The organism is [Flexibacter] sp. ATCC 35208 (assembly GCF_001975825.1).
GTDB lineage: Bacteria > Bacteroidota > Bacteroidia > Chitinophagales > Chitinophagaceae > Chitinophaga.
The window spans coordinates 1-11,819 of sequence record NZ_MTKN01000007.1; the positions used below are offsets into that span (position 1 = coordinate 1).

11 protein-coding genes are annotated in these 11,819 nt (G+C 44.6%); 5 read left to right on the top strand and 6 right to left on the bottom strand.

The window, feature by feature from the left end:
- Positions 1–199: hypothetical protein (locus BW716_RS37595; protein WP_220388718.1), on the top strand; the 199-nt coding region annotated here is incomplete at its 5' end.
- A 278-nt stretch (positions 200–477) separates the two neighbouring features.
- On the opposite strand, the gene prfB is transcribed toward BW716_RS37595, so the two are convergent.
- Positions 478–1,567 (bottom strand): peptide chain release factor 2 gene (prfB, locus tag BW716_RS06635; protein ID WP_143708760.1). Its coding sequence is split into 2 segments (ribosomal slippage): positions 478–1,506 and positions 1,508–1,567, totalling 1,089 coding nucleotides; the frame shifts between segments, so codons are not numbered across the junction.
- An 89-nt stretch (positions 1,568–1,656) separates the two neighbouring features.
- Between prfB and BW716_RS06640 the strand changes: the two genes are divergently transcribed.
- Together BW716_RS06640 and pgi are read left to right on the top strand one after the other, a co-directional pair.
- Positions 1,657–2,448 carry a hypothetical protein gene (locus BW716_RS06640; protein ID WP_083721748.1) on the top strand — a complete coding sequence of 264 codons (792 nt, stop codon included), beginning with the start codon at positions 1,657–1,659 and terminating at the stop codon, positions 2,446–2,448.
- A 32-nt stretch (positions 2,449–2,480) separates the two neighbouring features.
- Positions 2,481–4,133: a glucose-6-phosphate isomerase gene (gene pgi, locus BW716_RS06645; RefSeq protein ID WP_083721749.1), complete on the top strand. Its 1,653-nt coding sequence runs from the start codon at positions 2,481–2,483 to the stop codon at positions 4,131–4,133.
- A 120-nt stretch (positions 4,134–4,253) separates the two neighbouring features.
- Here the strand turns inward: pgi and BW716_RS06650 are convergent, their stop codons facing one another.
- The 5 genes from BW716_RS06650 to BW716_RS06670 form a co-directional block, all read right to left on the bottom strand.
- Positions 4,254–4,691 carry a DUF3276 family protein gene (locus tag BW716_RS06650; RefSeq protein ID WP_083721750.1) on the bottom strand — a complete coding sequence of 146 codons (438 nt, stop codon included), beginning with the start codon at positions 4,689–4,691 and terminating at the stop codon, positions 4,254–4,256.
- Positions 4,692–4,850: 159 nt separating this feature from the next.
- Complete coding sequence (locus BW716_RS06655; protein ID WP_083721751.1) at positions 4,851–6,647, bottom strand: ABC transporter ATP-binding protein; 1,797 nt, start codon at positions 6,645–6,647, stop codon at positions 4,851–4,853.
- Between the two features lie 203 nt (positions 6,648–6,850).
- Positions 6,851–7,780, bottom strand: a complete 930-nt coding sequence (locus tag BW716_RS06660) for a phosphoribosylaminoimidazolesuccinocarboxamide synthase (protein ID WP_083721752.1) — start codon at positions 7,778–7,780, stop codon at positions 6,851–6,853.
- 96 nt (positions 7,781–7,876) lie between these two features.
- Positions 7,877–9,247, bottom strand: coding sequence for an exonuclease domain-containing protein (locus BW716_RS06665; RefSeq protein WP_083721753.1), 1,371 nt, complete (start codon positions 9,245–9,247; stop codon positions 7,877–7,879).
- 133 nt (positions 9,248–9,380) lie between these two features.
- Entirely contained in the window at positions 9,381–9,956 is a 576-nt protein-coding gene (locus BW716_RS06670; RefSeq protein WP_083721754.1) for a DUF4142 domain-containing protein, read from the bottom strand.
- A gap of 229 nt (positions 9,957–10,185) precedes the next feature.
- Here BW716_RS06670 and BW716_RS06675 point away from each other — a divergent pair, with 229 nt between their 5' ends.
- Positions 10,186–10,758: a TetR/AcrR family transcriptional regulator gene (locus BW716_RS06675; protein ID WP_083721755.1), complete on the top strand. Its 573-nt coding sequence runs from the start codon at positions 10,186–10,188 to the stop codon at positions 10,756–10,758.
- A gap of 36 nt (positions 10,759–10,794) precedes the next feature.
- A complete protein-coding gene (locus tag BW716_RS06680) occupies positions 10,795–11,808 on the top strand; it encodes an alkene reductase (RefSeq protein WP_083721756.1) in 1,014 nt (337 codons plus the stop codon).
- Positions 11,809–11,819 lie beyond the last annotated feature (11 nt).

The window sequence follows — 11,819 nt, forward strand, 5'->3', positions numbered from 1 at the left end:
TAAACAACTTCAATATAAAATTAGTGTCTTTGAACGACAAATAATGGATGTCTTCGATATGGCGGGTTTTAATGGTCTGCGGCCAGCTGGGAATGCGTCCCTTTATGTCAAAATAAAAAACCTTCATGAAAGAAGGAATTCACCAATGGGGATGAAAACCATCTTTAGAATAAAAAGGGAAATTCACCAACGGGGATGAAAACCATTTTCAGAATAAAAAGGGAAATTCACCAACCGGGATGAAAACCATTTTCAGAATAAAAAGGGAAATTCACCAACGGGGATGAAAACCATCTTTAGAATAAAAAGGGAAATTCACCAACAGGGATGAAAATCATTTTTAGAATAAAAAGGGAAATTCACCAACGGGGATGAAAACCATTTTCAGAAAAAAACTAATCATGCAGGCGATCAGGCATCAATTCCCTAAATCAAAAAAGCCCCTCCTGCTGGAAGGGCCTTTTCACATTAAAAACATCAATTATTTTCTTTGGACATCATCAGGTAAGCTTTTATAAAGCCTTCCAGTTCTCCGTCCATTACAGGCCCAACGTTACCTACTTCAAAATCTGTACGGTGATCTTTGATCATCTTGTACGGATGGAATACATAGGAACGGATCTGTGAGCCCCATTCGATTTTACGCTTATTGGCGTTAGCGGCATTTTTCAGCTCTTCGCGCTTGCGCAGCTCTTCCTCATACAGGCGTGATTTCAACATGGTCAATGCCTTCTCACGGTTTTCACCCTGTGTACGGGCCTGCTGGCATTCTACGATGATGCCTGTAGGAACGTGCTTGAGTCGCACGGCTGTTTCCACCTTGTTGACGTTCTGTCCGCCCTTACCACCAGAACGGTAGAATTCCCATTCCAGGTCGGCCGGGTTCACGGCAATTTCGATGGTATCGTCCACCAACGGATACACATAGACTGAAGCAAATGAAGTATGCCTGCGGGCATTAGCGTCAAACGGAGAGATACGTACCAGACGGTGTACCCCGCTTTCAGCTTTCAGCAATCCATAAGCAAAGCTACCGTCGAACTCCAGGGAAGCTGATTTGATACCAGCACCATCCCCGTATTGCACGTCGATTTCAGATACTTTCCAGCCTTGTTTTTCACCGTACATACGATACATACGCAACAGCATCTCGGCCCAATCCTGGCTCTCGGTACCACCGGCACCTGAGTTGATGGTGAGTACTGCCGGCATCTCGTCTTCCGGCTCGTTCAAGGTAGACTTGAATTCCAATTCATCCAAAGCGGCCACTGCTCCCTGGTACGCAGCTGCTACTTCTTCTTCAGAGGCTTCACCCTCTTTCTGGAAGTCCAGCAGTACCGCGCTATCTTCAATAGAGGTTTTCACCTGCTCGTAAAGATCGACCCAGAACTTGTTGACTTTGATCTCTTTCAGAATTGACGTAGCCCGGGCATTGTCGTCCCAGAAGCCGGGGGCTAACGATAATTGTTTGTCATTTTCGATTTTGGCTATGCGGTCCTGGACGTTAAAGAAAACCTCCCAGGACATGGAGACGGTCCCTCATAGCTTTGAGTTGTTCTGCTGTCATAATGGTGGCAAATGTAAGGAAAAAGGGGAACAATATTTGTTGCAGTTTGACATTATTCTTCGCCCTTAAATTAAAATTTTCAACTATCCATGAAAGACTCTCTTTACTACAAGAACAGCGCGATTTTTAACGCATTAGGGTATCTGATGGTCATTGGTGTAAATGCACTTGCTGCTTTTGGCATGATCAACGGCAATACCCCCGCACAGGTGTCGGAGAAGTATGATAATCTCTTTGTGCCTGCGGGTTTTACTTTTTCGATATGGGGCGTAATTTACCTGGCATTGCTGGGGTTTATTATCTACCAGCTTTGGCTGGCGTTTGCGCCCGGATATGAGGAATTGCTGGAACGATTTATGAAAAGGATGCGCGGTTGGTGGTTGATCAGTTGTATGGCTAATGGTTGCTGGCTTTTTGCCTGGCATTATGAACTAATACCACTGGCTATTTTACTGATGCTCACCTTATTAATATCATTGCTGGCTATCCATTTAAATTTTAATATTGCTGCACCGGGCGCCAGCCGTTCTGTGCAATGGCTCATACACGTTCCCTTCAGTTTGTACCTGGGTTGGATCTGTGTAGCCACGATGGCCAATATTGCTGCACTGATGGTGTATTCCGGCTGGGATGGTATGAGCGTACCTATCACAGCTATACTCATCCTGATGGCCTGTGTAGGCGCCACCCTGCTGGTAGTAAAGCGACATAATATCGTAGCAGGAATGGTAGCTATCTGGGCATTTTATGGTATCATTGCCAAACGGCAAAGTGAGGTGACGACCATGGCCCTACCAGTGATCGTATGTTGCCTGACGGCGATCGGTGTTGTGCTGATTGCAGGCGTTCGGGAGGCATTTCATAAAAAGGCCGTTAAATAATTTATTACATTTGGAGACTAAAAAATCAACTCATGTTCCCAACGACAAATCCTGAAACAACAAAAGCCTGGCAGGAGCTGCTGAAACACGCAGACCAGATGAAACAAACACACATGCGCACTTTGTTTGCGGAAGATGGCGAAAGATTTAAAAAATTTAACCTGCGTTTTGAAAATATCCTGTTCGACTATTCCAAGAACATTATTACAGAAGAAACGCTGACTAAGCTGTTTGCACTGGCGAAAGAGTGTGGTGTAGAAGATGGCATTAAAGCAATGTTCAGCGCTGAAAAAATAAATGCTACTGAGAACAGAGCTGTGCTGCATACTGCATTGCGCAATTTCTCAGGCGATCCTGTGCTGCTGGATGGTAAAGATGTGATGCCGGATGTAAAGGCGGTGCAGAAGAAGATGGAAGAGTTTTGCGAGCGTGTGCACAGTGGTGAATGGAAAGGATATACCGGCAAACCTATACGTTATATCGTGAATATTGGTATTGGTGGTTCTGATTTAGGTCCGGTAATGGTGACTGAAGCATTGAAACCTTACTGGAAAAAAGATATGCAACCTTACTTCGTGTCTAATGTGGATGGTACACATATCGCAGAGACACTGAAGAAAGTAAATCCGGAAGAGACCCTGTTCTTAGTTGCTTCCAAGACCTTCACTACGCAGGAGACAATGACCAATGCACTGACTGCGCGCAGCTGGTTCCTCGGGCATGCGAAGGATGAAAAGTTTGTAGCAAAACATTTTGCTGCATTGTCTACTAATGAAAAAGCGGTGAAGGAGTTTGGTATCGATCCTGCGAACATGTTTGAGTTCTGGGATTGGGTAGGTGGACGTTATTCACTGTGGTCTGCAATTGGATTGAGCATTGCGCTGACTGTAGGATTTGATAATTTCAAACAATTGCTGGAAGGTGCACATGCAGTGGATAAGCATTTCCAGACCACTCCGTTAGAGAAGAATATTCCGGCTATCATGGCGCTGGTGGGTCTGTGGTATGGTAACTTCTTTGGCACTGCCACTGAAGCCATCTTAGCTTATGATCAATATATGCATCGTTTTGCTGCTTATTTCCAACAGGGTAATATGGAGAGCAATGGTAAGTATGTAGATCGCAATGGTAAAGCGGTGAATTACGAAACCGGTCCGATTGTATGGGGTGAGCCTGGTACAAATGGACAGCATGCGTTTTATCAGTTGATCCATCAGGGTACACGTATTATTCCGGCTGACTTTATCGCACCTGCCATCAGTCATAATCCGATTGGTGATCATCATGTAAAACTGTTGTCTAACTTCTTTGCGCAGACAGAAGCATTGATGAATGGTAAGAGTGAAGAAGAAGTGAAGGCGGAGTTAGTGAAACAGGGATTGAAAGAAGAAGAGATTGCACACCTGACGCCTTATAAAGTGTTTACCGGTAACAGGCCTACGAATTCATTCCTGGTGAAAGAGATTGATCCAAGAACGCTGGGTTCACTGGTGGCGCTGTATGAGCATAAGATCTTTGTGCAGGGTGTGATCTGGAATATCTATAGCTTTGATCAATGGGGTGTTGAATTAGGTAAGCAGCTGGCGAATAAGATCCTACCTGAATTGGTAAGTGATGCGGCAGTATCCAGTCATGATAGCTCAACAAATGGATTGATCAATGAGTGGAAGAAGATGAAGAAGTAAGCTTCCATTTGAAACAATAATAAAAGAGGGGTTTGCAAACCCCTCTTTTATTATAAAAAAAACCTCTGGAAAAATCCAGAGGTCGTATAAGAAGTTTAAGAAGTCAATATTAGCCTTCCCTTACCACTTATCTACATCTTCACTATGTGAAGTAGCAGATGCAGTAGCGGCAGGTGCAGCAGCAGCTTCAACAGCGGCTTCCACAGCAGCATCAGAAGAAGTTCCTTCTGTGCCTTCTCCCTCTTCATCATCACGTACATAGTCGTGGTTGTAGGCATCAAAATCGAAGTCGGGCATCAACTCAGTCTTCACGTAGTTGATGGTCTCTGTTAATGCATTCAGGAACTTGTTGAAGTCCTCCTTGTACAGGAACACTTTGTGCCTGTCATAACCATTGTCATTAAAGCGTTTTTTGCTTTCTGTAATGGTCAGAAAGTAATCATTTCCCCGAGTGGTCTTTACATCAAAGAAGTATGTTCTTCTTTTGCCCGCTTTCAATCGTTTAGAAAAGATACTGTCATTATTTCTTTCCTGCTGATTGGTATTTTCGTACGCCACAGTTGATAGATTTAAGTTGTTAACGAATCAAATCCTTTTTCCAATAAGCAACAAATATACTATTGTTTTACAAATATCAAAATAATTTTAAATGATTTTGAAAAATGATAGAAACACAGCTTAGGTACTGGTTTTCAGGCATGTATAATATTTTGATCCTTATTCCATTATGGATTCATCTTCCCCAGATTGCTGCCGGGCGTATAATTCTGAGTAGTAACCGTTTAATGATAATAATTCGTTATGTGTGCCGGTTTCGACGATGCGTCCATCATCCAAAACTATGATCTTATCAAACTCAAAAAGGGCAAATATCCGGTGGGTAATAATTATAGCGGTTTTGTCTTTCAGGTATGCATACAGATTGCCAATGATCTCTTTCTCTGTACGGGCATCTACAGCCGACAGACAGTCATCAAACACCAACAGATTCGGATCTTTGATCAAACCACGGGCGATGGAGATACGTTGTTTCTGACCACCACTCAATGTCACACCCCGCTCCCCTACTACCGTATTGAAGCCTTCGGGGAATCCCAGTATGTCCTTCTCCACCGATGCCTGACGGGCTGCACGACGTACAGTTTCTTCATTGGCTTCAGGGGTACCGAAACGGATATTGTTGGTGATCGTGTCTGAAAACAGGAATACATCCTGTGGTACATAACTGATCTGTGTACGTAAGTCTTCCAGTTTCAAGGTTCTAAGATCCATACCATCCAGCATCACTTCACCTTCCTGCGGATCATACATACGAATCAGCAACTGTGCCAGGGTAGACTTTCCGGAACCGGTACGGCCAATCACCGCCACTTTCTCTCCCGGTTTTACCGTCAGGTTAAAGTTTTGGATGGCCTGTATTCCTGTATGTGGGTAGGTGAAGGATACATTTTTGAAGACCACTTCACCTTTTACATCGATGGACCTTGCATCGGGTCTGTTGTAAATAGCTGGCTTGATATCGAGGAACTCATTTAAACGTTTCTGACTGGCAGATGCTCGTTGTATCATACTGGCCACTATCCCGATAGAAAGGAATGGGAACATGAGCATGTTTACATAAATCACAAATTCTGCGAGGTTACCTACGGTGATATTGCCATGTATGACCTGGATACCACCAATAAAAATGGTGAGGAGTACACTCAGACCAATCAACAATGCCATGCTGGGTTGGAAGAGGGCATCTGTCTTTGCAAGACTGACGGAACTGATCTTGTAGTCTTCGCTGGCTTTTTCAAAATGCCCGATCATGCCTTCTTCCTGTACATATGATTTGATCACACGGATTCCGGAATAAGACTCCTGTGCAATGGAGGTGATATTGGATAATTGTGCCTGTATCTTTTCACTCTTGCGGTGAATGATATGGTTCACATAATATATAGTGAGTGCCAGAAAAGGCAGTGGTGACAGGGTATACAGTGTAAGCAACGGGTTCACATCTATCATGAGATACACGACGATCACAAGCATGAAGATGGTGCGGGTGGCATACATGATAGCAGGGCCGACATACATACGTACACGTGATACGTCTTCTGTGATGCGGCTCATGAGGTCACCGGTGCGGTGCATCTTAAAGAAGTTGAGATCCAGCAGCTGGTAGTGCTGGTAAATTTCGTTCTTGAGGTCAAATTCAATGTGGCGGCTCATCACGATGAGCGACTGCCGCTGAAGATATAAGAAGAAACCACTTAGTAATGCGAAGATGAGCAGCATGACACCGTAGAAGGCGAGGACTTTGGAGAAGTCAGAATGGAAGGTGGTTTTAAGATTGGTATCGCTGATCAGGTGATAGTTGTTGAGATTCTGGGCCAGCAGATCGAAGATCTGGCGGACCATGATAGGTTGAAACACACTGAATACAATGGAGATGACTGTGCAGACTAATCCAAGCAGGAAACGCCATTTATAGCGAAGGAAGTATTTATTCAGTACGGCGAGGTGTTTCATTGGTCTATCTTTCGTAAATATCCGTTTAGCATGGTTTCAGATAAATCGAGGGATCGATCTGATGGTTTTGTTTCGTTGAAGCAGTGCTTATCATTTTCAAAATCGCGTTAGCTTCCGGAGAATGAATTGTTTTTCTTTCAAAGAAGAAAATCCTACTGCTACAATTAAAAAGGGAGAGGTTCCCCTCCCCCTTTTCTGATAACTTATAAACTATTCAGTGTTTCTATGATCTTTTTCTCGCTATCGGCTTCACTTACGTTTTCCTTCACGAATTTCTGACCAGTGATATTTTCGAATAGTTCGATATAACGTTCGCTCACGGTGTTGACGAATTCATCGGTCATTTCAGGCACCTGTTGGCCCTCTTTACCCTGGAATCCATTTGCCATCAGCCATTCGCGTACAAATTCTTTTGAGAGCTGTTTCTGTGGTTCGCCCGCTTTTTGTTTTTCTTCGTAGCCATCTGCATAGAAGTAACGGGAAGAATCCGGTGTATGGATCTCATCGATCACATAGATGGTATCTCCAATTTTACCAAATTCATATTTGGTATCTACAAGGATCAAACCGCGTTTAGCTGCCAGTTCTTTACCACGTGCGAAAAGGCCGAGTGTGTACTGCTCAAGTCTTTCGTAATCTTCTTTGCTTACAAGTCCCTTTGCAATGATATCCTCGCGGGAGATATCTTCATCGTGACCTTCGTGTGCCTTGGTCGTAGGCGTGATGATAGGCGTTGGGAAGTAGTCGTTCTCCTTCAGACCTTCCGGCATTGTTACGCCGCAAAGTTCGCGTTTACCGCTTTTGTAAGTTCTCCAGGCATGGCCGGTAAGGTTACCACGAACCACCATTTCTACCGGGAAAGTTTCACATTTTAAGCCGATGGTTACATTTGGCAAGGGCACAGCCTTTACCCAGTTAGGCACGATGTCCTTAGTAGCTTCCAGCATGATTGCAGCTACCTGGTTCAGCACCTGACCTTTGTAAGGAATAGGACGGGGCAGTACCACATCGAATGCGGAGATACGATCGCTGGCTATCATTACCATCTCTTTGTCATCGATGGTGTATACGTCTCTTACCTTTCCTTTGTAAAAAGCCGTTTGCTTTGGAAATTTAAACTTTGGCTCTAACATGAATTATTACCTTATTAAAACAATTAACGAATATCCTTTATTCACCCGGCAAATATTGCCTGTTATGCATTCAGATGCGCAAAAGTACTTAATTAACTAAGAAAACTTTAAAAGCCGGGAATTATTCGCGCCGGCAAACTGGTGGATCAGGTTTAAAATATATTCATTCTCTGGGTACTGCGTAAGCCTGTCTTTCACGTCTTCTTCCACTGTGATGGCGGTATCGCGGGAAATGTAGCCCATGCCGTAGAACTTCCCTTTTTCCATCAGGATATAGCTCTGTTCCCCTGCATCGCGGCCGGTATCGACGATGATAAAGCTCGGCTGCTGCATTTGCATGTGGATGATGGCGGCTTGTACCCGGAGGTTATAGTATTCAGGTCCTTCCTTTTTATCGCAGGCACCTTTACACTTGTGGCCTGTCAACGGTTTGCAGGCGCCATCGCCTTTCTGGAGGAAGCATAGACGGGGGCAGAGATCGAATTCACGGATCAGCCCTTTGAGCATCGTATGGCCCTGTACCAGTAAAGGGAATGAGTGAAGTGGCCGGGTATACTTGCGGCGGCGTTCGATCACGAGGCGCAGGTAGCCCAGCTGGTCTTCAAAAGTGTAGAAGCCGTATTTGAATTCTACGTTCTTCTGACTCCTGTTATATTTTGGCCACAACCGTTTGATCTCCACGCTTTCGAGAATATTGGCCATCAGTTCTGTACCTGTCACTTCGTGAGAGACACTATAGATGTTGCGCAAAAACTCCTGGCGCTGGCGACTGGGATTGTTGCCGGTAAAATGGCTGTTGACCCGCTTTTTTATGTCTTTGGCTTTGCCAACATAGATGACTTTCCCTTTCTGATCGTGGAAATAATATACACCCGGGTTGGCAGGTAATTTCTTTACCTGATCAGGGGGCAGGTGTGGTGGCAGGAACTGTTCCTTGCTGGTGGTTTTGAGTGCTGCCGAGATAGCGTTGTTCGTATCCAGACTCAGGTAGAGTGCCATAAGACGAACGGTGGCAGCAGCATCGCCGGCAGCACGGTGACGCTGTTCTACATTGATTTGCAGAGAGCGGCAAAGGTTACCTAGACTGTAACTGGGTAAACCAGGAACGATTTTACGCCCCAGGCGTACGGTACACAGTTTTTTGGTGCGGAGGTCGTAACCTGCCTGCAACAAATGATATTGTAAAAATGAATAGTCGAAGTTGACGTTGTGAGCAACGAAGATCTTGTCTTTTAGCAAAGCAAATACTTCGCCGGCAACATCTGCGAATTTGGGAGCAGTGGCTACCATGTGGTCAGTAATACCGGTAAGCGACTGGATGTAACGGGGAATAGGTACACCGGGATTGATCAGCGATTCGTATTGCTGAACAATTTGAGATCCATCATAAATAAAAATGGCTATTTCGGTGATGCCATTGGCACTGGCGTGCCCACCTGTGGTTTCGATATCGACAATTGCGTACATAACTCCCTTACTCCGAAAGCAAAGATAGGGGGTGTGCAGCAATATAAAAAAGAGTTGTTAGTCACCAGGTCGACATTCCCGAATCCAATTCACAATGAAACCTTCCTGGCAACTAACAACTACAAAATTCTTATTATTTCTTCTTCAGCAAACTATCCAGCATCTTCACATGCGTCTGATGCGCCTGCAGCGTAGGCAGTGTCTTTGCAGCGAAAGCTTTCAGCTCAGGATCAGTTACGTCATTGCTTGCTTTCTGGAACAGGTCTACAGCATCGTTATGGTCTTTTACCATCTCATCCACATAAGCCTTGTCGAAATCCTTACCGGTTTTCTTGCTGATATCCTTAATATCCTTTGTATAGTCTTCTCCTACACTATCAGGCAGTGTAATGTTTTTGGAAGCTGCAATCGCTTTCAATTCATCAGCAGCTTTAGAATGGTCTGCTACCATCTGCTCGCCAAAAGCTTTTACCTGAGGATTTACACCTTTTTCCTGTGCAATCTTGCCAAGCTGAATTTCTTTCATACACGCATCGGCAGCTTTTACAGCGAATTCAGATGAATTCTGGTCTACCGGAGCTATTTCTTTATTTACGGCATTTGCGCTATCAACAGCGTCATCATGCTTTGCTCCGGTGTTTCCTCCGCCACAGGATTGTAGCATCCAAACGGTCATCAACGTGGCAGCTACATAACTTAGTCTTTTCATGTCTAACTTTTTTAGGTTCAACAATTATTACATGGGAAGAGGCAAAAAAGGGGCCACTGCCGACAGAAGGTTCTATTAACCACTCCAATGCCTTGCTGGGAGAGGATTTTCATAATACAACCTCTACCATAATGATTATCAAACAATTGTAGACGTGTTTCTACAAATATGGAACAGTCGTCTTTTTTTATTTGGAACATTCATTCTGAAATTATATTTTTGTACCATCATGGCACGTAACAAAGCATTCGATCCTGAAGAAAGGCTGGAAAAAGCAAGAGACCTCTTTTGGCAAAAGGGGTACAACGCGACTTCTATGCAAGACCTTGTGGATGGCATGCAACTGAACAGGGCCTCTATATATGATACTTACGGCGACAAGCATGCGCTGTTCCAGCAATGTCTCTCTAACTACGCCAAACAGGCGTTGAAAGATTACAAGCAATGCTGCCAGGTATGCTCCCCGATTGCCGCTGTTGAACACATTGTACGCAAAGCCATTGCAAACAGAAAAGAAGGCCAGACCTGCCTGATGGTAAAGACTTCCTTTGAACTGGCATCTATGGACCAGGGTATCAAAGATCTTGTTAAGAACCAGGCATTGGAACTGATCTTTGTATTGCAGGAATTGCTTGAAAAGGCAAAACAGATGGGAGAAATTCCTGCGGATAAAGACCCGGGAGTAATGGCCCGCTTCCTGTACAGCAGCTTTAGCTCACTGTGGATGATGGATGTATTATTCAATGATAAACAGTTGGTTGATCAGTTGACTGATCATATTTTAAGTAGCATTAGAAAGTAAAAAATTTTTGATCATTTCCAGAACGATCATTCTAATATGTATCCAGCATTATTAACACAAGCAACTATAGGCAAATACGCCCTTTCTAATAAAGTCGTGATGGCGCCGGCTGTAACCAAGCGCCGCGTCAATGATGGGGTGCCAAATGAGCTGATGGTGGAGTATTACAGCCATCGGGCAGGCGCCGGACTTATTATAGCAGAGGGCACCAGCCCTGTGGAAAGCGGAATGGGGCATGCACATATGCCGGGCATTTATAGCAAAGCACAGGTAGCGGGTTGGAAAAAGGTGACGGAAGCCGTACATGCAAATGGCGGTAAGATCTTCCTTCAAATCATGCATACGGGCAGGATCTCTCATCCTGCAAATATGCCGGCAAAGACGAGGATCGTAGCACCTTCGGCAATTGCCGCCAATGGACAAATCTGGACAGCGGCTGGTTATCAACCTTATGGTACGCCAAGGGCAATGAGTACAGCTGAAGTTCAGGAAATGGTGCAGCTACATGTAAAGGCCGCGAAACAAGCGATTGAAGCAGGTTTTGATGGTGTGGAACTGCATGCGGCGAATGGGTACCTGATGGAGCAGTTTCTTCATCCTGATACAAACCAGCGTACCGATAAGTATGGTGGGACTATTCCGAACAGGGTACGGTTTATTCTGGAAACGGTGGCTGCGGTGAGTGCAGCGATTGGAAAAGACAGGACAGGGATCAGGTTGTCTCCTTATAGTAAGGTGAATGATCTGCAACATCACGGACAGATTAATACGACTTATGAATATTTAGTGGATGCGTTGGATACGTTTTCACTTTCATATATACACATTGTAGATGGGCATAGTTTAGGAGAACCGGAGATACCAGCGATATTGCTGGCAGGAATCAGAGCGAGGTTTAATGGCCCGCTGATACTAAATGGGAATTTCGATGCACTGAAAGCAGAGGATACTTTGCGGAGTGGGTTAGCGGATTTTGTTGCATTTGAACAGCCTTGTAGCAGCGGGGTAAAATTGTCCGGTCCGCGGATGATCGCGGATTGTTTATCATAAATAATGTTTGG

What these genes read in the sequence shown, in the direction of transcription:
- BW716_RS06640 (WP_083721748.1), top strand. Translation starts at nt 1,657, where the DNA reads ATGAAAGACTCTCTTTACTACAAGAACAGCGCGATTTTTAACGCATTA.
- BW716_RS06655 (WP_083721751.1), bottom strand. Translation starts at nt 6,647, where the DNA reads ATGAAACACCTCGCCGTACTGAATAAATACTTCCTTCGCTATAAATGG.
- BW716_RS06670 (WP_083721754.1), bottom strand. Translation starts at nt 9,956, where the DNA reads ATGAAAAGACTAAGTTATGTAGCTGCCACGTTGATGACCGTTTGGATG.
- BW716_RS06660 (WP_083721752.1), bottom strand. Translation starts at nt 7,780, where the DNA reads ATGTTAGAGCCAAAGTTTAAATTTCCAAAGCAAACGGCTTTTTACAAA.
- pgi (WP_083721749.1), top strand. Translation starts at nt 2,481, where the DNA reads ATGTTCCCAACGACAAATCCTGAAACAACAAAAGCCTGGCAGGAGCTG.
- BW716_RS06675 (WP_083721755.1), top strand. Translation starts at nt 10,186, where the DNA reads ATGGCACGTAACAAAGCATTCGATCCTGAAGAAAGGCTGGAAAAAGCA.
- BW716_RS06665 (WP_083721753.1), bottom strand. Translation starts at nt 9,247, where the DNA reads ATGTACGCAATTGTCGATATCGAAACCACAGGTGGGCACGCCAGTGCC.
- BW716_RS06680 (WP_083721756.1), top strand. Translation starts at nt 10,795, where the DNA reads ATGTATCCAGCATTATTAACACAAGCAACTATAGGCAAATACGCCCTT.